The organism is Xylocopilactobacillus apicola (assembly GCF_033095985.1).
GTDB lineage: Bacteria > Bacillota > Bacilli > Lactobacillales > Lactobacillaceae > Xylocopilactobacillus > Xylocopilactobacillus apicola.
In genome coordinates, this window is record NZ_AP026802.1 from 2,156,087 (window position 1) to 2,180,685 (window position 24,599).

The 24,599-nt window shown below is 40.5% G+C and carries 21 protein-coding genes; 5 read left to right on the forward strand and 16 right to left on the reverse strand.

Going from position 1 to position 24,599, the window contains the following annotated elements; genetic code table 11:
• The first annotated feature begins 10 nt into the window (after window positions 1-10).
• Window positions 11-439 (forward strand): MerR family transcriptional regulator, encoded by a 429-nt coding sequence (locus tag R8495_RS10690; protein ID WP_317635444.1) that lies wholly within the window; start codon window positions 11-13, stop codon window positions 437-439.
• A gap of 140 nt (window positions 440-579) precedes the next feature.
• On the opposite strand, the gene asnA is transcribed toward R8495_RS10690, so the two are convergent.
• From asnA to treR, 8 genes are all read right to left on the reverse strand, one after another.
• Window positions 580-1,587 (reverse strand): aspartate--ammonia ligase, encoded by a 1,008-nt coding sequence (gene asnA, locus R8495_RS10695; RefSeq protein ID WP_317635445.1) that lies wholly within the window; start codon window positions 1,585-1,587, stop codon window positions 580-582.
• A 590-nt stretch (window positions 1,588-2,177) separates the two neighbouring features.
• A complete protein-coding gene (locus R8495_RS10700; protein WP_317635446.1) occupies window positions 2,178-3,002 on the reverse strand; it encodes a carbohydrate ABC transporter permease in 825 nt (274 codons plus the stop codon).
• Between the two features lie 8 nt (window positions 3,003-3,010).
• The gene (locus tag R8495_RS10705) at window positions 3,011-3,904 is read right to left on the reverse strand and encodes a carbohydrate ABC transporter permease (RefSeq protein ID WP_317635447.1); all 894 of its coding nucleotides are present in this window, start codon (window positions 3,902-3,904) and stop codon (window positions 3,011-3,013) included.
• Window positions 3,897-4,943: an ABC transporter ATP-binding protein gene (locus R8495_RS10710; RefSeq protein WP_317636632.1), complete on the reverse strand. Its 1,047-nt coding sequence runs from the start codon at window positions 4,941-4,943 to the stop codon at window positions 3,897-3,899. Before R8495_RS10710 ends, R8495_RS10705 begins: the two co-directional genes overlap by 8 nt.
• 106 nt (window positions 4,944-5,049) lie before the next feature.
• On the reverse strand, window positions 5,050-5,544 hold the full coding sequence (locus R8495_RS10715) for a PTS sugar transporter subunit IIA (RefSeq protein ID WP_317636633.1): 495 nt from the start codon (window positions 5,542-5,544) through the stop codon (window positions 5,050-5,052).
• A 38-nt stretch (window positions 5,545-5,582) separates the two neighbouring features.
• Window positions 5,583-7,862 (reverse strand): glycosyl hydrolase family 65 domain-containing protein, encoded by a 2,280-nt coding sequence (locus R8495_RS10720; protein WP_317635448.1) that lies wholly within the window; start codon window positions 7,860-7,862, stop codon window positions 5,583-5,585.
• A 12-nt stretch (window positions 7,863-7,874) separates the two neighbouring features.
• Complete coding sequence (locus R8495_RS10725) at window positions 7,875-9,386, reverse strand: PTS transporter subunit EIIC (RefSeq protein WP_317635449.1); 1,512 nt, start codon at window positions 9,384-9,386, stop codon at window positions 7,875-7,877.
• A complete protein-coding gene (gene treR, locus R8495_RS10730) occupies window positions 9,376-10,080 on the reverse strand; it encodes a trehalose operon repressor (RefSeq protein WP_317635450.1) in 705 nt (234 codons plus the stop codon). Before treR ends, R8495_RS10725 begins: the two co-directional genes overlap by 11 nt.
• Window positions 10,081-10,499: 419 nt before the next feature.
• Here treR and R8495_RS10735 point away from each other — a divergent pair, with 419 nt between their 5' ends.
• Entirely contained in the window at window positions 10,500-12,647 is a 2,148-nt protein-coding gene (locus R8495_RS10735) for an ABC transporter substrate-binding protein/permease (RefSeq protein WP_317635451.1), read from the forward strand.
• 2 nt (window positions 12,648-12,649) lie between these two features.
• Window positions 12,650-13,396, forward strand: a complete 747-nt coding sequence (locus tag R8495_RS10740) for an amino acid ABC transporter ATP-binding protein (protein ID WP_317635452.1) — start codon at window positions 12,650-12,652, stop codon at window positions 13,394-13,396.
• A 29-nt stretch (window positions 13,397-13,425) separates the two neighbouring features.
• Here the strand turns inward: R8495_RS10740 and R8495_RS10745 are convergent, their stop codons facing one another.
• Together R8495_RS10745 and R8495_RS10750 are read right to left on the reverse strand one after the other, a co-directional pair.
• Window positions 13,426-14,301 carry an outer membrane protein assembly factor BamD gene (locus tag R8495_RS10745; protein ID WP_317635453.1) on the reverse strand — a complete coding sequence of 292 codons (876 nt, stop codon included), beginning with the start codon at window positions 14,299-14,301 and terminating at the stop codon, window positions 13,426-13,428.
• Window positions 14,302-14,375: 74 nt separating this feature from the next.
• Window positions 14,376-15,662: an extracellular solute-binding protein gene (locus R8495_RS10750; RefSeq protein ID WP_317635454.1), complete on the reverse strand. Its 1,287-nt coding sequence runs from the start codon at window positions 15,660-15,662 to the stop codon at window positions 14,376-14,378.
• 123 nt (window positions 15,663-15,785) lie between these two features.
• Between R8495_RS10750 and R8495_RS10755 the strand changes: the two genes are divergently transcribed.
• Window positions 15,786-16,364: an LOG family protein gene (locus R8495_RS10755; protein ID WP_317635455.1), complete on the forward strand. Its 579-nt coding sequence runs from the start codon at window positions 15,786-15,788 to the stop codon at window positions 16,362-16,364.
• 20 nt (window positions 16,365-16,384) lie between these two features.
• On the opposite strand, the gene R8495_RS10760 is transcribed toward R8495_RS10755, so the two are convergent.
• The 5 genes from R8495_RS10760 to R8495_RS10780 all read right to left on the reverse strand — a co-directional run bounded on the left by R8495_RS10760 (window position 16,385) and on the right by R8495_RS10780 (window position 21,983).
• Window positions 16,385-17,284, reverse strand: a complete 900-nt coding sequence (locus R8495_RS10760; RefSeq protein ID WP_317635456.1) for an Rpn family recombination-promoting nuclease/putative transposase — start codon at window positions 17,282-17,284, stop codon at window positions 16,385-16,387.
• Window positions 17,285-17,424: 140 nt separating this feature from the next.
• Window positions 17,425-18,105 (reverse strand): HAD family hydrolase, encoded by a 681-nt coding sequence (locus tag R8495_RS10765; RefSeq protein WP_317635457.1) that lies wholly within the window; start codon window positions 18,103-18,105, stop codon window positions 17,425-17,427.
• Window positions 18,105-19,253 (reverse strand): mannitol dehydrogenase family protein, encoded by a 1,149-nt coding sequence (locus R8495_RS10770; RefSeq protein ID WP_317635458.1) that lies wholly within the window; start codon window positions 19,251-19,253, stop codon window positions 18,105-18,107. The genes R8495_RS10765 and R8495_RS10770 overlap by 1 nt, the downstream gene beginning before the upstream one ends.
• A gap of 24 nt (window positions 19,254-19,277) precedes the next feature.
• Window positions 19,278-21,167: a PTS mannitol transporter subunit IICBA gene (locus R8495_RS10775; protein ID WP_317635459.1), complete on the reverse strand. Its 1,890-nt coding sequence runs from the start codon at window positions 21,165-21,167 to the stop codon at window positions 19,278-19,280.
• Window positions 21,168-21,179: 12 nt separating this feature from the next.
• A complete protein-coding gene (locus R8495_RS10780; protein ID WP_317635460.1) occupies window positions 21,180-21,983 on the reverse strand; it encodes a sorbitol-6-phosphate dehydrogenase subunit in 804 nt (267 codons plus the stop codon).
• A 205-nt stretch (window positions 21,984-22,188) separates the two neighbouring features.
• Between R8495_RS10780 and R8495_RS10785 the strand changes: the two genes are divergently transcribed.
• Entirely contained in the window at window positions 22,189-22,941 is a 753-nt protein-coding gene (locus tag R8495_RS10785) for a DeoR/GlpR family DNA-binding transcription regulator (RefSeq protein ID WP_317635461.1), read from the forward strand.
• Window positions 22,942-23,382: 441 nt separating this feature from the next.
• Here R8495_RS10785 and R8495_RS10790 read toward each other — a convergent pair whose 3' ends face one another.
• On the reverse strand, window positions 23,383-24,444 hold the full coding sequence (locus R8495_RS10790; RefSeq protein ID WP_317635462.1) for a DNA cytosine methyltransferase: 1,062 nt from the start codon (window positions 24,442-24,444) through the stop codon (window positions 23,383-23,385).
• Window positions 24,445-24,599: the final 155 nt, after the last annotated feature.

Below are 24,599 nucleotides of genomic sequence, written 5' to 3' on the forward strand. Positions count from 1 at the left end.
AAATTGCTATATGCAAACAACCTACTCAATTAGTGAAGTAGCGCAAATGTTCAATATCTCTCCTTCAACCTTGCGCTACTATGACCAAGAAGGGATTATCCCCAATCTTCACAAAAATCATGCTGGCGTGCGCGAATTTAGCCCCGACAATCTAGCGACCCTGAAACTTGTCGGCTGTCTAAAATGCGCTGGCATGTCGATTAAAGATATCAAAATTTTTATTCAGTGGTGCGCCGATGGAGATTCTACCCTCCAAAAGCGCCTCGAGATGTTTCACGAGCTGCGCCGCACGACTAAAGCGCAGATGCAAGAGCTTGAAGCTACGTTAGATACCTTGGAACACAAATGTCGCTACTACACGCAGGCTGTGAAGGACGGCACGGAGAAATTCGTCAAACAAAAAAATAAAGCGTCAGATCCCAAAATCGTAAGGGACTAACGCTTTTTTGTTAACGTAAACCAAATTCTTTCATGACTTCATCATGGGCAAAATGTTTTCCGTCATCTTTAAGCATTGCTTCACGCAATTCTTTTAAATCAGCTTCATCGTTATTCATACCATAAACCTCCTGAAAGCAATTAAAGCAGATGGATCCCATGTTCCTCACATCGATTGACCATCTCATCTGGCCAAATTGAAGCTTGCACCTCACCGACGTGAGCTTTACCCAAAAGGAGCATACAAAGGCGAGATTGGCCAATTCCGCCCCCAATCGTAAATGGTACTTTTTCATTTAAGACCATTTGATGATACGGAAGAGTGAGGCGATCCTCCACATCAGCAATTTTAAGTTGGCGTGAAAGAGCTGCGGAATCGACCCGAATCCCCATACTTGAAACCTCGATTGCCCGTTCAAGCGGCTCGTACCAGAAAATAATATCTCCGTTTAATTCCCAATCATCATAATCTGGTGCCCGACCATCGTGGCGCTGGCCGCTCTTTAATGCTCCCCCAATTTTCATAATGAAAACGGCGCCGAACTCTTTGGCAATTTCACTTTCTCGTTCAGCTGGACTCAGATCTGGATAACGATCCTCCAACTCTTGGGTGGTAATAAAGTGAATCTCGTCTGGCAAATGATAAACGGACTGCGGGTACTTGTACCAAACTTCATGTTCCATGTGTTTGATCACTTTGAAAATTTCTTTGACCGTCGCTTGAAGAGTCTCGATCGTCCGCTCCTCGCGGGTGATGACCTTCTCCCAGTCCCACTGATCAACGTAAGCCGAGTGGTAATTATCTAAATCTTCGTCTTTACGCACTGCATTCATGTTGGTGTAAAGTCCTTCGTGGACCCCAAAGCCATAACGCATCAGCGCAACTCGCTTCCATTTAGCAAGCGAATGCACGATTTCGATGCGCTCACTTCCCATGTCAGCCATTGTAAAACTAACTGGCTGTTCGACTCCGTTTAAATTATCATTTAAACCGGTTTTCTGTTCAACAAACATTGGTGCCGATAGCCGCGACAAATTCATTTCTTTGCCGAACTCGTCTTGGAAAGTTTCCCGGATATAACGAATAGCTTCTTCAGTCTCCCGGACTGATAATTTAGATTGATAATTTTCTGGCAATATTAAATGCATGATCTTCACCTCGCGATATTTTTTGGATAAAAGAAAAAGCCCTTCATCCCCTTAAAAAAAGGGACGAAAAGCTTTCGCGGTACCACCCAAGTTGTTCTAAAAAACAGAACCAGCTCAATAGAGGACTAACATCCTCATCCGATGATAACATTTCGGTTAACGGCAAAGCCTACTCCCAACGGTTTCAGCCCGCAACTAGAAAAGTGTTATTCGGCAATGACGAAACTGATTGGGTTTCCACTCTCCCCAACTCACTGGCAGCAATCATCACTTACTTGTCTTTCCTGCGTCTTTTATCTTGGAGATCATTATAAGCGCTTAAGTTTCAAAAGTAAATATTTTTTGCATAAACTTGACAAGTTTTTTAACATTTTAAAATATTTCTCCAAATAAATGCTTAGGAGTTAAAAATTGGACCATTATCAGAGTGGGGCAATCTTAGCTGTTTGTGTTCAAAACAGCGCAGTAAAAAACGATTGGGTTAACCAACGCGGCTTTAAACGGTGATCAAAAAGCAAAAGAACGGCTGGGAATGTTAGTAACAGCAACCTCAAATTTCAGAAATTTTCAAAAAAAAGACATTGAAATAATCAGCCGACCAAGCCGCCTTTTGTAATTCCTTGAATAATGTATTTTTGTAAAATCAGGTAAAGAATAATCATCGGGATCACGACAAACGTCGCCGCAGCCATCATAAAAGGATAATTGGTCCCAACGTCATTACTAAAACTCGACACTGCCACCGGCAAAGTCCGCATATTTGCATCATTTGTGACAATCATCGGCCACAAAAAATCGTTCCAGCTGGCGATAATTTCCAGAATCGACATCGCAACTATACTAGAGCGGCAAATCGGCACCAAAACCCGCCAAAGGTAGTTCCAGTCGGATGCTCCGTCAATTTTGGCAGCGTAATAGACCTGCGGCGGAACTGAATTGAAGGCCTGGCGCAAAGTAAATACTGTAAAGAAGCTGGCCGACCACGGCAGAATCAGCGCCAAATAGCTGTTAATCAGATGAGCTTTGGTGAGCGTCACATAGTTCGGAATGATTAGCATCTCAATTGGCACCATCATCGTAGAGAGAAAAATCATAAAAATAACGTTTTTGCCCCAAAATTTCAGTTTGCTAAAGGCAAAAGCTGCGAGAATGCTCGTAAACATTTGCGCAGCAGTTGTACAAAAGGTCACCAACAAGCTGTTAAACAAGTAACGGGCAAACGGTGCACTTTTAAACGCGTCAACAAAATTGCCCCAATGCGGGTGCTTTGGCCACAACATCGGCGGCACGGTTGCGGCTTCACTTGGAGTTTTTACTGCTGTGGAAATCATCCAAAAAAATGGGAAGATCATGATGAAAGCTCCCAACAGCAAAATGAAAAAAAATAAAATATTTGCAGCTTTTTTCTTCGACATGCTAACCTCTAATAATGCACATAATGGCGCGAAACATAATTTTGCAGCACCGTGGCGATAATAATAATCACAAAGAGGACCACCCCAGCAGCGCTTGCCACTGGGTAATTATTCTCGGTATAAAATTTCTGATACAAATAATAAACGATTGTCATGCCCGAATTATTCGGTCCCGCCGTGTTGTGATAAAACACGTAAATTTGATCGAAAACTTTAAAGCTCGCAATCATTGCATTAATCGTCACTAGAAAAGTTGTTGGCGAAATTAACGGCAGCGTAATGTTGGTAAATTGCTGCCAAGTACTTGCCCCGTCAAGGCTTGCACTCAAGTAATATTGGCGCGGCACCGAATTTAGCGCCACCAAAAACAAGATAATATTCAGTCCCAGATTTTTCCAAATGCTGAAAATTATTAAAGTTAGAAGCGTGTAATGTGGATCATTGAGCCAGCCGATCGGCTTCGTGTGAAATAATCCCAAAATAAAATTAAGGACGCCGTAATCGCTATGGTAAATCCAAACCCAGACCATCGCGATCGCAACCGTGCTAGTTACGTAAGGTAAGAAGTAGATCGTCTGAAATAGGCTGCGAACCTTCTTGAAGCGATTTAAAAGAAGCGAGATGCCAAGCGAAATAATGACCGACGCTGGCACCACACCCAGCACAAAGACAAAAGTATTAATGACCGCCCGGTGAAACAACGGATCTTTAGAGAGATAAATGAAATTAGTCAGGCTCACTCCCGTGCCGACATTGCGATAAAAATCATAATTTTTGAAGATACTCATTACAAAAGTCGACAAAATCGGGTACAAAAAGAAAATCGTTAGCAAAATCATCATTGGCGCTAGATACAACAATGCGTGCAGCGTCTGTTTCCAAGTCGTCTTTTGATTAATCATTTGTGATATTTCTCCCTGCCTCATCAAAGAGGAAGAAACCGCGCTTTTGAAAGAAGACTTCGACTTCTTCGTCGGTGCTATGAATTTCAGTTAGCCCTGTTGCATCAAGCTCGACTCCTTTAAACGAGTACAAGCGCGTTGAAATCAGACCGTAGCGATGACTTTTTAGCAATTTACATTTAATGCCGTGCGGGAAAGTTTCCTCACTTTTAGTAAGCACCATATTTTCGGCTCGCACGCCCACTTGGCTCGCCTGATCGTAGGCTGGACCCAGATCAGCTCTAAGCGCAGTATCATCTAAAAGCGCGCGATCGAAAGTGTTGAGCGGATTATCGCCGATAAAACTCGCCACAAATTCGTTGGCCGGATGATCGTAAAGCTCGTTTGGCTTGCTGTACTGCTGAATTTGAGCCGCATGCAAAACCATCACCGAATCAGAAATATGCATCGCTTCGCTTTGATCATGCGTTACAAAAATCGTAGTAATCTTCGTCTCTTGTTGAATGCGCCGAATCTCATCACGCATCTCCATGCGTAGACGTGCATCCAAATTGGATAACGGTTCATCTAAAAGTAAGATATTGGGATCTTTTGCCAATGCCCGCGCAATTGCCACGCGCTGCTGCTGACCGCCAGAAAGCTCATTAACACTTTTCTTCAACTGATCATCAACGTGGACGAGCTTTGCCAATTCAGCTGCGCGCGCCAGGCGTTTTTCTTTTGGCCAATGCGCAATTTTGAGCGGAAAAGCAATATTATTTTCAACGTTGAGGTGCGGATAAAGCGAATAATTCTGAAAAACCATGCCAATTTTTCGCTCCAAGGGACTCAGATTGGTGACATCCTGCTCATCAAAGAAGATCTGGCCGTTAGTGGGCACCAATAAACCGCTAATTAGATTTAACGTAGTTGACTTCCCGCCGCCAGAAGGACCCAAGAGGCAGACCAGCTCTCCGTCGTTAATTGTAAAATTGAGGTCATGCAGCGTATCTTTGCCTGGGGTAAACGCTAGTGAAACATGACTGAAACGAACTTGCATCATTTTCTCCTCTAAACAGTTTAAACATCGTTTATCATACTATAAATGCAAGAAAAACTTAAGCTGGACCGCAAAAAAACTCCTTGTTTCCAAAGAGTCCGTTCCATTATTTAGCTGTCGCTGTTCCCACCTTGGCACCGGCCGACACGTTGCCGTATTTAACCTCAAGTTGGGCCAACAAATCGTTAGTGTTTGTGATGATCACCATTACTGAAGAATCAAGATTGGCATCTTTAATCTGCTGCCAATCCACGTCAACCAAGAGATCTCCTGGGTTAACAACGTCTTTAACACCCACATGTTGGGTAAAAGGAGCTCCTTTTAAACTGACTGTATCAATACCAATGTGGAGCAAAAATTCAAGTCCATCAGCGCGCTTGATTCCAAGCGCATGACCTTGTTGGACCGTAATTTCTCCGGCCACTGGCGCAACAACACTACCAGAATTTGGATGAACTAGAAAGCCGTCACCCATCATTTTTTGAGCAAATACTGGGTCCGAAGCTGTCGTAATATCTTGACATTCACCAGTTACTGGTGCATAAACGGCCTGATCTAATTCAGCTTCTTTTTTCTTTTTTTTAAACCAAACATTAACTATTTCTCCTTGTTTAAGATCTTAATCTCTCCTCTTTTATTTTACTCTTGATTGACTAAAATTACTTTTGGCTCATGCGCATTTAATAAATAATTTTGCCCGCAAACTCCAACTTCAACTGACTCAAATGCAGTTACAATAACCTCTTTAGCAGTCACTTCAATTCGATAATTAACATGGCGCAACGTTAAATGCAAAATAATCGTTTGCCAACCTGCTGGAAGTTTAGGTGAAATTTGCAATTTACCGTCCTCAAAGTCAATCCCCGCAAATGAGCGCATAATTACAGCTGTCGTCTCCCCCATTACTCCAACATGAATTCCTTCGGCGGTCGTGCCTCCTTGAATATCGGCAAAATCCGCTTCTAATGATGTCATCAAATACTGAGCTGCTTTAGAACTTTGACCAATGTCAGTCAAGGCCATCGCAAAAACTGGCCGAGACGTCGTTGAGCCGTGAGTCGTGCGCGCAAGGTAATATTCAGTGTTTCTAGCTAACCAGTCTGCTGGCAAATCGTAGCCCAGCCGCTCAATAATCTGCTTTGTTTTTTGAGCGCCGAGATTATAAATACACATCAACGCATCAGCCTGCTTGGCAACTTGATACTCATCAGGCGATTTACCAATTGATTTCAAAACCCGATCAATTCGATGAATGTCGCCATACTCTTTAGCATAAGCAGCTAGATCAATTTCTTTGAGTTCAAAATAGCCCGCAAACTGAGCAATAATTCCATCTCTAATTTCTAAATTTAATTTATGACTAACTTCTTTGGCTTGTTGGAGCAGCACTGCATCAATTTTGAAGTCTTGACTCAACTCAATGATCCAATCCAAAAGCCACGACACCATAATATTAGTGTAAGCATTATTTTTAAATCCGCCGCTTGCTGCATCCGGATATTTCTCATGAAACTCATCCGGCCCCATCACACCGCAAAGATCATAGCGACCTTGACCATCAGTTCTAACTTTATTCAACCAAAACTTAGCGATCCCCAAAATCATGGCTAATGCTTGATCCATAAATTCTTGGTCGTCAGTTACCTGATAATAATCCCAAACATCATAAGCAATCGCTAGGGAAACGTGCCGCTGTAAGCGCGAATTATCTGGTTCCCACTCATTATTTAACGGATTAAGATGAATTGATTGAGCTTGTTCGTCGCCGGTCATCCCTGACTGCCAAGGATACATTGCACCTTTTTCCCCTGCAAGTTCAGCATTGCGGCGTGCTGCTGGCAACCGATTAATCCGATATTTTAACAAATCTTTTGCAACATCCGGCTCCGTACGGGTGTAGTAAGGCAGAATAAATAATTCATCCCAAAAAATATGTCCGCGATATCCTTCACCTGTCAAGCCCCGCGCTGGCACCGAGGCATCAAGAAACTGATTCGCGTGGTGATTGGCAGCTTGCTGCAAGTGAAAAATATTGAGCCGCACCAGACGCTGAAAGTTCGGCTGATCATTTTCAACCACCAGATCGTGATCACGCCAAAAACTCTGCCAATAATCAAAAGAATGCTTAAAAATCTCATTTAAACTGGTCGTCTGAACCGTTTTTGTTAAATCATGCTTCGTTGCAATCCCAATAACTTTGGCAAATTTATAAGTATGATCTTTGTGCCCCGCAAAATTAAAGCGCTCCACCAACTCGGTTGTCGTGTTGGCTGAATAAGATTTAATCCCCTGATCGTTAGTAGTTTGGACGAATAATTTAACTTGCCGCGCGCTTTGACGAGTCGTAATGCTCACTTGCTGCTCACTGATCTCATCAACTTCAAATTCGCGTGAATCAAAGTCGCGATAACGTTGCACATTTTGATTTAAAATCTGGGTATCAACGACTGAGTCAACTTGAATTTCACCCTCAAATTCTGGCGTCAATTCCAGCTCGAAACCCAAAAGATGAAACTCAATTGGATCAACAACCTTAGTGGTTTTCGCCCTTAACAATCCTTTGGTGGTTTTAAAATCATATTCATCTATTTCTTGACCAGTTGCAAAATCTAACCAGCTGTGACGATTAACTTCTTCAATTTTTTGACCATCAACGAAAATTCTAATTAACTGGGGATTTGGTAAATTGACCAAATCCTCGTTAACCACCTCGCGCCCAGCAATCATCGTACTTGTTTGATTATAAAGGCCCGCAAGATAAAGACCTGGATAGTGATTTTGGTCAAATTGGCTAAAAACTGGTGCGCCCCGCCAACCAAGATATCCATTACCCAGCGTAAGAATCGCCTCTTGGCCATATGACTTTTTACCGGTCGTAATTTTTTGATAATCAATATACCAATTACTGTCTGAATTCAAGTCAGATCCTCCTTAAGCTACCGCATCTTTAAAGACATTTTTCTGTTCTGCTATTTTGGCCTTCTCAAGGTCACGATCATTAAAGCCCCAGAAATAAACACAAACGAATGACACGATCGTTGTCACGGCAGCTGTTGCGATAAAAATCCACGTGTTAGACGTTCCGCCTTGAAAATAACTCGGCAAGCCAATCCAAGAACCAGTAAAACCAAACATATCAATATGGAAAAATCCACCAATCGTCGCACCAACTGCGCTACCAATATTACTCAACCAAAATACCTTGCCATACTTCAAGTTCACGCCATACATTGCAGGTTCAGTCACGCCAGCAAAACCCGAAAGTCCGCCTGCCACAGCCAAAGAGCGCAAATTGCGATTCTTAGTTTTCAAAGCTACCGCAAATGAACCGGCAGCTTGTGCGATCATCGTATAACTAATTAGGGCATTAAGAACCGAGTGTCCCGTATTAGCAATGTCGTTAGCCACCAGCGGCACCACCATCCAGTGAAGTCCAAAAATTACCAATCCTTGATAGAATCCACCGATAATTAGACCTGCTACAGCTTCGTTTAAGGTCAACAGCCAGTTGAGCAACGTCGCAAATCCTTGTGAAATCAAGGTCACGATTGGTCCAAAGACGACGAGAATCAAAGTTCCAACAATAAAAATGGTGAAAAGCGGCTGAAAAATCGAACGCAAACTAAGTGGCAAGATTTTTTTGAGCCAATTGCCAATTGGGCGTGCTAACCAAGCTGCAACAATGATTGGGAAAATCGAATATGTATACTGCGGAATTCGTACCGGAAGCCCGAAGAAATCAGCATTAAACTGCACACCCAAGATATTAGTAGTGACAAATTTGGTTGTGCCTGTATAAATGGCCGTAATTGACGGATGGACGAGTAATCCGCCAATCGCAGCGACCGTAATTGGATCAGATTTCAATTGTTTAGCTGCGGTAAAACCCACAAGAATTGGCAGGAAATAAAATACGGCATCGCCCATCGCATTGATAATTACATAAGTTGCGGAATCAGATTTTACCCACTGTAATTCGGTGATTAGCGTCAAAACCCCTTTTAAAATTCCGCTCGCAGCTAAAAGTCCAATCACCGGAATCATTGAGCCGGTAATTGTCCCAATTAGCGTTTGAAAGCTGTGATTAATTTGTCCCCAAAGTCCTTTAGGAGCAGAAGTCGCAGTTTGGGTAGCTGTGCTCGTTTGCGCATCTTCAACTTTATCTCCTAACTGGGTAATCACCTCTTCATACACATCATTTACTGCTGGTCCAATAATAACTTGATACTGTCCCAACGCAGAATTATAAACAGCGCCAGCAACTCCTGGTAAATCAGCAATACTTTGAGTATTGGCAATTGATTCATCCACTAAATAAAAACGCAATCGTGTAATACAATGAATCACTTTCTTAACGTTGTCTGCCCCACCAACACCTTCAATGATATTTGCTGCAAGTTTTCGATAATCTTCGATTATTTCTTTCCTTTTCCTAATAGCCATGTCGCCGTGCAAAAACCACGCTTGAAAACCGATCAGCACGATGGCGTGATTCGGTATAAGAAATAATTGAATTATCAGTCAAGTGCGTACGACTTCTAATCACAACCATTGGCATTTCAGGCGACACTGATAAATGTAGTTGATCAAAAGAATTAGATTTCTCAACGGTTAAAGTCTTCACTGCATAATCGATCTTGAAATTAAGTACTTCTTCTAAGTAACCAAAGAGCGAAATTTTCGCCCACTCACGCGGAATTTCTGCCACTTTGTCTTGCAAAATATAGTCGTGATCAATGATCGAGCGCTCACCATGGATCACACGCATCCGGGAAAGTTTTGTCGCTTTCACCTGATCATTTACTGGCGTAAAAATCTCTGGCACCATAGAATCACAAATTTCCAAAACGATGTTTTCAGAAACCAATCCGCTATCCTTAACCACCTCGGAATAACTTTCGATCTCAGAAATTGGAAACTGAAAATGACGGCGATCGATCACAACTGATCCTTTGCCTCTTAAGCGCTGAATATAGCCATCATTTGCTAATAATTTCATGGCTTTTCGCACCGTCTCTCGTGAAACTTGATATTTCATCGAATACCGCTTATCACTTGGCAATAAATCGCCAGGCATAAATTGCTGCGTGCGCAAAGATTTTAAAACTTCTGTGTAAATTAAAAGATATTTTTCCATCAGCTTATTTGTTTAACCTCTAATTCTTCTAAATTATATTAATTCTGGTTAACGCTTTCAACAGCTTTAAATCAACATTTTATCAGTTTGACTAGTCATGTTCCTTTAAATCACGGCCCCAATTGATTAGGCCGACCAGGCAACTTTTTTTGAAAAAACAAAAAACCGCTGCGACGATTGCAGCGGCTTCTCTAAAAACACAAAAGGGGAGAAATAATAATTATTATCGATAATTCGTAGAAAATCATTAGGGGGTAATAATTCCTACGCTTCTATCATAGAGTTAAGATGTGAAGATCTAGTGAAAATTTTCTAAAGAATTCTTTTAGGAAAACAGATTCTTATGTAAGAAAAGCTTACATAGGATTGCCATTTTTGCCTTTTCTATGATAATCTTTTTTACAAAGGAGTGAGAAGCCATGAAAAAGAAAAAAATATTTTTTATAATCATGTTATTAGCGGTGATCAAAATTGCTTGTGCAGGCGGGACCAGTGTCCAGGCCGCAGAAGACAAGAACCATTATACTATCACCACTGACGAAACATACCCCCCATTTGTATTTCAAAACAAGGACAAGCAATATGAGGGGATCGATATGGACCTCTTAAAAAGCATTTCCAAGATTGAGAATTTTACATATACGATTAAGCCGATGTCGTTTAATATGGCGGCTCAAGCGGTGGCAAATCGCCAGGCTGACGGAATTATTGCTGGAATGACAATCACTCCCGAGCGCGAGAAAATCTATGACGCGAGCAATTCCTATTATAAAACTGGCGTTGTTTTTGCGGTTGGTCAAAATTCTAAAATCACAAGTTTAAGCGACCTCAAAGGTAAAACCATCGCCGCTAAAACTGGGACTGCTTCAGCTAAATATGCGCTAGAAATGAGTAAGAAATATGATTTCAAAATTACCTATTTCAGTGATTCAAATATCCTCTATAACGATGTGATTGCTGGCAATTCTGTTGCTTGTTTCGAAGATGAACCAGTGATCAAATACGCCATCAAAAATGGAGTGAATTTGAAAATTCCTGACCAGACACCAGCCCAAGCTGGCTACTACGCCTTTTTTGTGCAAAAGGGCCAAAACCAAGAACTTCTAAAGAAGTTTAATTCGGGTCTCAAAAAGCTTAAAGCTAATGGCCAATACCAAGAAATCGTCAATAAGTACCTTAGTACTGAAACACCTAAGAAAAATAACAAAAACAAGCCACACTACACAATTGTGTGTGACGTAACTTTTCCGCCGTTTGAAATCCAAGCTAAAAACGGAAAATATGTCGGCATTGATATTGATCTATTAAATCAGATTTCAATTGACCAAGGATTTACTTATACTTTAAAGCCGATGTCGTTTAACTCGGCCACTCAGTCAGTCACAAACGGCCAAGCCGACGGGATAATTTCTGGTTTGTCGGTTACTGATGAACGCAAAAAAGTGTTCGATTTCTCTGACCCTTATTTTGTAAGTGGATTTATTTGGGCAACTAGAGAAGATTCTTCTATTAAGTCGCTTAACGACCTCAAAGGGAAGACTGTTGCTTTAAAGACCGGTACTGGTAGTGCTGATTACGGCAAGTCAATTCAAAGTAAATATGGATTCAAAATTAAGTACTTCAACGATTCAAATACCATGTATAACGATGTCGTCGTTGGAAACGCCGTTGCCTGCTTTGAAGATCAACCTGTAATGCAGTATGCGATCAAAAACGGGATCAAATTAACGATTCCCAAGCAAACTCCAGCCAATCAAGGGAATTACGCTTTTGCAGTTCAAAAGGGCAAAAATTCGGAGCTTTTAAAATCCTTCAATACTGGACTTAAACAACTCCAAACCAATGGAACATTTGACCAAATTAAGGCCAAATACCTTGGTGGTGATCAAAAGAAAATTACCGGTAACACTAAAGAAGACACCAGTTTTTGGGGAATTATTTCTTCAAATAAGAGCATGTTCATCTCAGGACTTACCAACACCCTTACTCTGACGGTCTGCGCAATTTTAATTGCTTCAATCTGGGGCGTAATTCTTGGGGTCATGGGAGTTTCTGAACACGCTTTTGTGCGGGGAATCTACTCAACGGTCATCTACATTTTCCGCGGACTGCCACTTTTGGTTCTAGCATTCTTTGTTTACATTGGACTTCCTAATGTCACGGGAATCAAAATTTCCACCTTTGCCGCAGGCCTTTTCACCCTGGTCTTAAACGAGGGGGCCTACACCGCGGCATTCGTTAAAGGAGGATTTGATGCAGTAGATCCTGGCCAAATGGAGGCTGCCCGGGCGCTTGGAGTGCCTTACAGTAAAGCCATGCGAGGAATCGTCATGCCACAAGGCCTTCGGATCATGATTCCTTCATTTATCAACCAGTTCATCATTACCTTGAAGGACACTTCAATTATTTCAGCCATCGGGTTTGTCGAATTGACTCAAACTGGCCAACTTTTAGTAGCTAGAACGCAGCAAGGGTTCATCGTTTACGGAATTGTGGCGTTAATTTATCTAATTGTCATCACCTTACTCACCTGGCTATCTAAAATTATCGAAAAGAGGTTAAGCTAGCGATGGAAGAAAAAACAGTAAAAATTCATGCAGAGGACGTCCACAAGTCTTTTGGCAAGCACGAAGTCCTAAAAGGAATCTCGCTTGACGTCCATGAAAACGAAGTTGTGGTTATGATCGGCCCATCCGGCTCTGGTAAATCGACATTTCTGCGCTCCATTAACCAACTAGAGGCGATCAACTCCGGCACAATTATCGTCGACGGGGTTAACGTCGCCGATCCGAAAAGCGACATCAATGCAGTGCGCCAGAGAATCGGAATGGTTTTCCAGAATTTCAACCTTTTCAATAATAAGAACGTCATCGAAAATATCACCTATGCTCCTTTGACGCTCAAAACAATGAGTCCCGAAGATGCTTACAAAAAAGGCCTCGAATTACTGGAAACTGTTGGTTTGGCGGAGAAAGAAAAATCGCCTGTCGCCCAACTTTCCGGTGGTCAAAAGCAGCGGCTCGCAATTGCCCGGGCGCTTGAGATGAATCCTGATATCATGCTCTTTGACGAGCCAACTTCCGCGCTCGATCCGGAAATGGTCGGCGATGTATTAAATGTTATGCGCGACCTCGCCCAAAAGGGAATGACCATGATCATCGTGACTCACGAGATGGGATTTGCCCGCCAAGTTGCTGATCGCGTCGTTTTCTTCGATGATGGAGTTATTCTAGAAGATGATGCACCTGAAACGATCTTTAATAATCCGACTAGCGATCGTGCTAAAGAGTTTATCAACAAAATTATTAATGCCTAGCAAAAAAGGTCACTTCAAAAGTGGCCTTTTTATTTACCTTTTGGCTTTAGAAATTCTTCCAAATCGGTTCTTGTAATTTCATTGTGTTGATTTTTGATCGCAATATTAATAATGTTCGTGATATCTTCTCCACTAAAGAAGCTAGATTTCATTCCGTCAACATTAAGTTTATCGATCTGATCACGTGCCTTGGTAATATCTGCTTGCGTAACTTGTTTGCCATTAGCTAACTTCGGCGGCGTTTGAGTGCCACTAGCCTGACTCTGCTGAGTCTCTTGCGTCGCTGGTTGAGTTTCAACTGGGGTCCCTTGAGCCGTAGCAAGATTGGTATTTGCCAAATCAAGCGTTGATTTTAACAAAAGATCGTGAATATTACTAAAGACATCCAGGTACTCTTTACTTTTGATATCTTTGTCTGCCAGTAACTGCTTCAACTGCTCAATTGCCTGCGCATAATTTTTGGCATTATAGCTGGCTAATGCCTGCTGATACCCCTGGGCATATCTTTTAGTGTTCTCAGTGATATTCGTCAAATCATCGATTTTCTTACTCAAAAGCCGGTTAAAACCACGATTGCTGGTAGTCTTAATCTTCTTGTAATTAGTCAAAGCATCCTGGTAATTGCCAGCACTTTCAAGGTCAGCCGCCTTGCCCCACTGGCTTAAAGCGCTCTGAATCGCGCCGCCTTTTTTGCCATTATCTTCGGCCAGTTTATAGTAAACTGAAGCTTTATCGATATCCCCTTTTGACAGATAAGAATCAGCTTTCTTCGCGTAATCCGTTGCTTCTTCTTTTTGATACTTAACAACTGCCTCGCGACCAGCCTTCTCTGAATTGCTGCAGCCCGCAAGAGCCAAAGGCATCACAGCTAAAAAAGTAATAATTATTTTTTTATTTTTTTCCATATCATCAGTATAAACCGAATCGATCCAAAAAAAAATATCCCGCCACCAGGCAGGATACTTGTTTAACTAATTTTTTACTTGTTTTGTTGCAAAATTTGTTGAGTTTCCGTCTGCAGTGAGGTGAAAGCTTTATCGGCTGAAGCATTCGCCGTTAAAGTCGAATCAACTGCACTGAGCAATTTGGTTCTAAAATTATCATAGCCCGCAAATTGATTGGAAGCATATGCATTTTCTATTGAAGTTTCGACGGCTTTGTAGCTTGGATTCTTCGCAAGATAATCCTGATAAGTTTTGTATTTCATTGCTGACTTGGTCATTGGCACATAGCCTGACTTCTCAGCCCAGTAAGCTGCCTGTTTTGGCTTCAACATAAAATTGAAGAATTCCTTGGCACCTTTTTTCTGATCAGCCGAAGCGCTTTTGAAAAGCACTAAATTATTAGCCGAAATTACATCACCGCTTTTTCCTTTGTAAGAAGGAATTGCTGCAGTCGAGAAAGTCTGACCTGACTTGGCACGGTTTTTGAATTCACCAATGTTAGCCGAAGAGCCAATCCCATAAACTGCTTTATTGTTAAGCATTGCAACACTGCCATATTGATCTTCAGCAGCCGTCTTAAGATAACCGTCTTTTTTGAGATCAAGAATCATCTGAGCTGCTGCGATAACTTCTGGCTTGCTCAAGTTAGCCTTGCCGTCTTTAGTGACGTAAGGATAGCCCGCTTGATTTGCCATACTTTCAAGTGGCATATCGTATGACTGATCCAAACTCATCGCATAGATGCCATCTTTTTTGAGCTGTTCGCCAATCGTCTTAACTTGTTCCCAGCTCGTTGGTGTTTCCAAATTGTACTTCTTAGCCAATTGATCATTGATAAAAAGTAACTGTGTTGAGTCTGCAAAAGGAACCGAATACGATTTCCCTTGATACTGAGTGGATGACAAAATTGCAGGATACATATCACTCTTTTGATCAGACGTGAAGCTTACTTCTTCTAACATGCCTTGCTTAATATAATCTGGAATACTGGTGTAAGGAAGCTGGGTGATCGTTGGCAAAGTCTTTGACCGCGCAGCAGCCATTACTTTTTGCTTCAACTGATCAATTGATCCCTGTGTAATTCCTTTAACTTCATACTTATCTTGCGATTTATTGAAGTCACTGATTTCTTGATCCAGCGCGGTTTTCCACGGACCGGTCATCCGGTGCCAGAACACGATTTCCACTTTCTTACCCGAAGTAGTCTCCTTCTTAGTCGAACTTGAACTACTATTACTACTACAACCTACAAAAACAAACAATAAACTAAAGATTGCAGCTGCAGCAAAAATTCTGAGCCAACTCTTCTTTAATCTACGCATAATACTCCTTTTGCCCTCTGGCATTAAATTTTACTTAAACATTGTAGTCGAGTTTGGCGAACTTTTCCAGATACAATCAGATAAATAATTATGATATAATGAAATATTACCAGGAGGTTTACCATGACAAATTTTGCAGTCTATTGCAGTGCATCACCTGAAAGCACCAAATTTAATCCAGCAGGAGAACAAATTGCTGATTTTATTGCTGGGCACCAGGGCAACTTAGTTTACGGCGGTTCTAACGCTGGTCTAATGCACGTCACCGCCCAAAATGTTCATAAGCGCGGCGGCAAAATAATCGGCGTTATTCCTAAATTTATGGCAGATGAAAATTTGGTTTCACCGCTTAACGATCAAACTTACGTTGTTGATACAATGGACGAGCGCAAAGCCAAAATGGCTGAACTTGCTGACGTTTGCGTGGCTTTACCAGGTGGTGTTGGCACCCTCGAAGAAATCACCGAAATTATGAGTTGGGACCGCATTGGCGAAATTCAAATTCCTTATTTCTTCTACAACTACGAGCACTTTTTCGATCCGTTTGAGAAATTCATTGATCAACTGGTGACCGATGATCTACTGAGCGCCAAAGATCGCACGCGGATTCACTTTATTACTGACCTCAATGAGGCTAATCAATATCTTAATGACTATCAGCCCACAAATTTTCATTTGTTTTCAAAAGAAAACGATCAGTAATTTACTGATCGCTTTTTGTCTTATTTCAAACGTTCAATCTCTTCAACACTGAGATTTGTTGCACTACTAATGACTTTAAGGTCGACACCTTGAGCAAGCAAATTTCGTGCGATTTGTTCCTTTGCCCTAACTTCTCCTTTCTCTTCGCCTTTTTCCATTCCTTTAGCTTCGCCGTACCGTTCTGCGTAGCTCAGTTCAGCTTCTCTTTCTTCCATTGCGATTTCGATTGCGTCCACTTCGATTTGCTCCTCTCTTGTCAAATTATAGTAATTAGTCAATTTAGATGCCGCTTGAATATAATCTGGGGCATCAGGTCCGATTTCTTCACCATTGAATAATTTTATCCAGAATTTCAAATGCTTCTTTCGAATCGGATCAGAAACATTAATTAATAGTTTTCTCAACTCTAAAACGAATATCTTTATTAAATAAGGGTTCCCGTTCTCCTCATCCTGCAGCGAAAACTGATGAATCGCCTTATCATCAGGAAACTCATTATAATCCAAGATGCTGACCTGGATTACCGGTTCCAAGGAGCTAAACTTGTTATTGGGGTCCTTCATTTTTTCCTTGTTATTGTAATTATACCCGTAGACGTCTGCAATGTATAGAACAATCCGTTCAAGGAAATATTCAGTCTTTCGAACCTGCATTTCTAAAGTTAACATCGTCTGACCATCTATTTCAGCCAAGATGTCCACGATCCTTGTTCTCAAGGTACTAATTTGAGCATCCGTTAATTTATTTTTTTGACCAGAATGCCGCATTGAAAAAATTTTGGTCGGATCAAGATAGCTGATATCTTTAATTAAAATTCCACATAAATCATAAATAAACGCTTGTAAAATCCAAAAATTTTCCTTGCGGCCAAAAATTTTTTTGAAAATTAAATCATTTTTTAGCAATTGCCTTCTTTTCATTTTGGTAATCTCCTAAATTCTCGTTCATTATATAGATTACGCAAAAATTTTATTTTTCATCAAAAAAACTCCGACTTTTTGTCCGAGTTAATTTGTGTTAAATTTATTTCTTAAGAAAACCTTTGTGGGGATTGGGTCTGCTAACTTGAATCATCCGGCAAAGATTTTCTTTTTTTGTACTTCACCAATTCCGCTGGAACATCTGAAAGCGAGGCCACAATCCGATCAGCTTGAGCCTGGGAGAACGGAAAACGCTCCTCTTTAATGGCAATTGTATACATCCCTGCACCCTTGCCTGCCTTAATCCCGTAGTCTGAATCTTCAATAACCACGCATTCCTCACTTTTAACATTTAACATCGATGCAACGGTGAGATAAATCTCTGGATTCGGTTTTGACTGCTTAAACATGTTACCACTAATTACTGGGTCGAAAAAATCTGTTAACCCACATTGATTTAAAACGGTCGCAATTTTCTCTGGGGCTCCCGAAGAAGCTAGCGCAATTTTTAAATTTTGGCTTTGCAACCATTTTAAAAGTGAAATTGCAGTTGGATTCAATAAGGCCTGATAATCGATGGGACGATTCTCAAAGTAGCGATCATATTTTTGATAATACGATAAATAGTCGTCTTCTTTAGAATAGTATTTGGAAATAATCTCGAAATACATTTTCTTATTTCCTCCGACCATCTTAACAAGTTCCTGATTCGGTACTTTAACGCCTAAATATTCTAAAAATTCCTGTTGGCGTTTTAATTGCAGCGGCTCACTATCAATCAATACTCCGTCCATATCAAAAATTATTGCTTGAAAATCCATTAGTTGACCTTAGATAAATCGTGATAATATTCAGCGATTTGTTGAACCACTGGATCTTCGGCTGGCCGCTCAATATATTTAGCAATAGTTGACACAACTCCTAGATTTTTGAGGTCCTGCTGAATCTGCTGTGCCTTAACATCCTTAGGCTCATCATAAGCAAAAGCACATGCCACTGCTTTTACATGTCCATCATATTTAAGCTTGTATTTTTCACATAAACTGATTACGCCCATCAAACGGTCGTTCTTACCAACTTTTCTAATCGGATCAAAACCCACTCGGTAAATCGAGTCGGACATTTCATCTTTGGCTGCTGGCAGATATTCCAATTCTCGAATTTGATCACGGGTAACCGGATACTCATACAACACCGCCTCAATTGTTTCATCGTGAACTTCTTTAATTAATTGGGCCACTTTGGGGTCGGTTTCCGCCTTAGCAATATCATCGTAGCCCAAAAGATAGCCATAGTATGCCGTCGTTGCATGAGGCCCGTTGATCGTAAAAACCTTAATATCTTTTAACATCTCTACATTATCACGAACATCCAGCCACTTTACATCACTAAAATCAGAAAATACCGGACCTTGAATAATCAACGAAGCGACTGCGGTTGTTACCAAATCAGTGGAATAATTAGAAGTTGCATCAGTTGATCTTCTGACAATCGAATCGCGAATTACCACATTTTGATCAAACCATTTTTTGACTTGCTCATCTTTTAAACTCGCACGAAAAGCAGCAGTAATCTTAGGAATAATGTGGTTTTTATTAGTTAAACAAATTAAAGTCTTTTTCGCACTGGGATCTACTTCAAACTGTTGATCAAAGTAAAAAGCTAAGTCACGAGCAGCCGACAGGAAATCCTGAGGGTATAATGGTAACATCAGCAAATCAGCTTGCAGAAAATAGTCGAGAACTTTTGCATGTTCATTAATCAACAACGCTTGATAATTCTTGACCTCATTGGTGAATACCCGATCGGTCGTGTGCACGGTTACGTTATATGAATGATTACGATTTAACTCATCAATTACTTGAGGATCCTGATCTAAAAATGTGATATTCCATCCAGCGTTATAAAACGTTTCTCCCATGAACCCTTTTCCTAACCGACCTGCTCCAACAATTATGACATTTTTCATGATTCCTTAAATCCTCCATTAAAATTATTTTGTTTCAAATATTGCTAAAATTTCTGCTGCACTCCTGGCAGTCCTAAGCTTTTCAACGTTTGCTTCATCCATCAAAGTTTGCGAAATAGCTTTTAGAATTTCTAAATGATCATCGCCCTTGCCTGCTAAGCCTAAAAAAACATAGGCGACCTCATCTGGAGCAAATTTAACCCCATCAGGCACTTGGATAATAGAAATCCCCGTTTGCTTGATAGCATTTCTTGTGTCTTCCAAACCATGCGGCACTGCGACATGATTGCCGATATAAACGGGTAAATCACGATTTCTTTGTATCATTTGGTCAACATAATCGTTTGTGACGTAGCCGTTGTCTACTAGAATTTGACCAGAAGCAATGATTGCATCTTCTACGCTTTGAAATTTCTGATTGAGCTTAATATTTTTCTCGTTTAAAATGCTTCGATCAATTCGCTTTGGCGTCTCCTCAATAGCAGTACTCTGACTAATTCCATTTCGCTCTTTGACACAATCAATTACTTCTTGATAATTTGTATCCTTTAAAAAATTATTGATTGGAATAAAAACTGTCTGCGCATTGGTACTGCTTGATCTGGCCCGCTCAATTAATGAATCCAACGTTACTACTAGGTCAGCATCGGCATCAATCTGATTTGCCGAGGAATTTTTAACTTCAATTCCCGTCAAATTATTATTTTTAAGCAACAGTTTCAAAACCGACGCACCCATGGCACTTGAGCCCATGCCGGAATCACATGCAACTATAATCTTTTTAATGCGGTCACTAGATTTACTCGATGCTACAAAATCGCTTGTTGTTTTAACTTTGCGGTCACCAACTGCAAAATCTAGCGTTGGATCAACATCTTCTTTAGGTGGAAAAACTTTTAAAAGAAATGTTCCTATTAGCGTGGCCACCACGAACCCCGCAACAATCGAAACAAAATTGGCAAAAATTGCATCTTTTGGCGTCATGATTGCAATATTGATCAAACTTCCTGGCGAAGCAACTCCGATTAAGCCGCCGCCCAGAACAACTTGAAGGAACAGTGAGACCATCAAACCACCCATCGTTGCAAAAATCATAATTGGATTACCAAGCACAAATGGAAAATATACTTCACCAATCCCAGCGATTCCAGCAATAAACATCGCCATCGGAGCAGTATTCTTCGCCTTGCCTTTGCCAAAAAGTGAAATTGAAAGAAGGGTACCCAGAAGAGGACCGCAGTTACTATCAACCAAAAACATAATCGATTTACCAGCTTTGGCCGCTTGAGCAAAGCCAATTGGCGCCAAAATCCCGTGATTAACTACATTGTTTAAAAACAGCACTTGCGCTGGCGCCATAAATATTGAAAGAAGTGGAATCACTTTATTTTTAGTCGCCCAATTTACTCCCGCAGTAATCACTGCAACCAAGGCTCTAATCGCTGGCCCGACCGTCAAAAATGCAAAAATACAATAAAATGCTCCAATAATACCTAAGCTGAAATTATTAACCAGCATTTCAAAACCAGGCTTAATTTTATCTTGAATTGCTTGATCAAATTTCTTCAAAGTCCAAGCAGCCAATGGTCCAATAATCATCGCTCCGCTAATCATGGTAATATTAGAGCCAACAATTACTCCCATACTCGCAAATAATCCAATAACTCCGCCTCTTTGACCATGAATATTGTAACCAGCAGTATAGGCAATCAATAACGGGAAAACATAATTCAAAATCGGGGCAACCAGTTCGTTTAAAGTCTTATTTGGTAGCCAGCCATGGGGAATAAATAATGCTGCCATTAAACCCCAACCAACGAACGCCCCTAGATTTGGCATCACCATCGCACTCATGATGCCGCCAAAACGTCTAATTTTAGTTAGAACAGTTGAATTGTTGATACTTTGATCCACTAGGCTCACCTCCTATCTAGTAGATTTTGCTCCTGTAATGTTGATCGTGGTGCCAGAAATATAAGACGCATGATCAGATGACAAATAAGAAATCAGATCTGCAATTTCCTTAATTTGGCCTGGACGACCTAGGGGAATTACTGCTTTATAATCTGAACTGATATTATTTGGATCTTGACCTCTGGTATAAGCCAAGGCTTTAAAAGCAGCATCATTATTCATCGGCGTCCTCTCATTAATCCCCGGAGCAACCGCAATAACTCTGATGTTAAATTGACCCAATTCCTTGGCCCAAGCCTTGGTATAAATCGCCACCGCCGCTTTATTCCCCGAATAACAACTTTGGCCTTTTGAGCCTTCTAATCCTGCCTCAGATGACATATTGATAATTACCCCTGACTTTTGCTTAATCATCACGCGAGCAACTGCTTGGGCACACAATACCACTCCTTTTTGATTGATATTAGTCATAAAATCAAAATCTGCCTCGCTGAGTTCATATTCCGGATGTGTTCCGTAATAATCCACCAACATCCGGGGCCGACTGACCCCCGCGTTGTTAACAAGGACATCAATTCTGCCATATTGATCGACAATCTGCTGGATGGCAGTTTCAACCTCTTTCTTGTTTGAGACATCGCATTTCATTGATTCGACATTCGCTTGATCCTTATGCGAATCAGTAATGGCCACGTCTAATGAAATAACCTTGGCATTATTACCTACTAAACTATTCACCATCGCTTCCCCTAGTCCCATGCTGCCACCAGTGACTACTGCAACTTTTCCACTTAAATCAATCCATTGTTGATTCATTTGTCTACTCCTTTTCCTAAATAACGCGGCTTTCAAAAGACACCGCTTTCACAGACAACTGTATTGTAGTTTTAATTCAGGCAAAAATCAACCTATTTTTGCCTGTTTATTTATTTTTTCTGCATGTTCAATTAAATAATCGGTTTTTTAAATAAAATCTCGAAATATGTTAGAATCGAAGAATAAAAAAACTTTGGGTCCAAAAATGTTAAAAAAAGAACGACAAAATTTGATTCTTCAAGCAATTAATATAAAAAAGCACGTCACAACCGCTGAATTAGTGGAACAATTTCATTTTTCAGAGGATACTATTAGGCGCGATCTTCGCGAGTTAGATCAAAAAAGCTTAATCAAGAGAGTTTACAACGGGGCATCACGCATTGGTCCTGCTGTGACGGGATTTGAACAACGCTTATCCGTTAAGACTGATGAGAAAAAACTTTTAGCACAAGCGGCTCTAAGTTTTCTGGTTGAAGACACAGTTATTTTGATCGATGGCAGCACTACTAATTATTATTTAGTTCAGGCCATCCCCGAAAATTTCGCCGCGACTTTTATTACTAATTCTCCTTATCTAGCAATCCAACTATCTAGCAAGAAAAATGTTAACGTCATTACTTTAGGAGGAATTTTTGCCAAAAGAGCTGCGGTCAGTTTGGGAATCGAAGCAATTGATGCAATTTCCACTTTTAGAGTGAACACCTATGTGATGGGAATTCATAATTTGGATGCCGAAAACGGCGCAACTTTCCATAGCCAACAAGAAGCTCAGGTCAAACAAAAAATGGTCGCTAGATCTGATAACGTGATTGCTTTATCGACCAGCGACAAATTAGGGATTTACAGTAATTATGTGTGCTGCGCTGCATCTGAAATTAATCAATTAATTACTGACGCCCACGACGAGCAGCTACTTCAAGATTTAAAATCCCAGAAAATTGAAATAACTCAAGTATGAATTCCTATTTCCCAGGAAATAAGAACGAAAAAAAGAACCGATCGAGTTTTGTCCAATCAGTTCGTCAAAATTATTTTTGAAATGGCTAAATATATATGCTATTTTATTTCAAAGAAATTTTCATCCATCAGTTCATTTTCTTTTTTAATTGTAGAGTCTAGAAAACCAAACACAATTTCTGCCGTATGCTTAATATCTGACATTGTATTATCTCTTGCGGTCTCAAAAAAAGAAAAATCTCCGTGAGATAATTGATTTCTTTTGTATCAAAAAGAAATGTAACAGGAATTGGATCGCCCAATATCATAGATTCTATTACCCAGACACCTGCATTTCTTTGGTACATAGGAGTAAATAAGCTTTTTCATTGTATATATTCAACAGATAATCCCAACCTGTTTTTGTAACAATTGGATTTGGCTTAAAGCTTTCTTCTTTAATTCAACTGATATGATCATGTCCTCTTTTTTCGATGTGTTTAATAATATTTTTGCCAGTTGCTTCACCCAATTTTACTGGAACCGCGTTGCCAATCATAATCCCCAACTCTTTAGTTGATAACTGGTGTTCTTCATCAAAAAATTGATAATTCCGAGGAAAAGTCTGCAATAGCGCTCCTTCCCGATACGAAATTGCCCGATCTTGGTCTGGATGACCAAATCTGCCGTTTCCATAACCATAAAATTTGGTCGTAATGGTGGGAGCAGGCTCGTCCCACTTCATTCTTCCATAAATGCTGGTATAAGATTGGCCTGACTTTTTGGTGTACGCTTTAGGGAGTAAGGTTTGATCCCAGTCTTTCCAGGTTCCTCCTGGCTTAGACTGCCTTATTCTTTTCAAATTAATTTCGGTCAATTGAACTGACCGATGCATTGGATCAATTTTTGACCGTGCACCTGATTGAATTGGCGGCAGATCTCCAATTGCCATTCTCACTGTAGGATAATTTTGTTCTTGATAAATTGGAGGAATTAAAGAGATTGACCCAAACTTTGAAGCTAACAAAATTAATCGTTTTCTTTTTTGGGGAACACCATATTTCGGAGCATAAACGATTTGCCAATCCACTTGGTATCCAGCGTTTTTCAAAACTTCAAGAAATTCAGCAAATACTCCCTCCTTAGCTAATTGAGGAACATTCTCCATTGATACAATATCTGGGTGAATTTCTTCAACAATCTTACCAAAATAGTGCAAAAGATCCATTTTATTCTTAGTTTGATCACTGCCTTTATAGCGATAACTATAAGAAGAAAATGGTTGACAAGGTGCACATCCAACTAAAACTTTAATATCGGTATCCGGCGGATATAAAAGATCAATAAAATCTGGTGAAATTTCTTTAAGATCTCCTGGAATAAAAGCTGCATGATTATTTTTAGAGTAGGGAAAACTACATTTCTTCTCGATATCAATCCCAGCAACAACATTGATCCCAGCGGAGGATAATCCGTAAGTTAATCCCCCCAATCCGCAAAACAAATCTACTGCGTTTATTTCCATAATCCCCAACCTTTTTTACTTACTAGTGTTCTGTAGCACAATTATATCTATAAATCTTGATCAAGTATAGAACAAGTCCTAATTAAATTCGATCTTGTCCTACTATACAGATTATGAAAAGATATTATTTTTGTTATTTTTTCTGTCCAACCAAA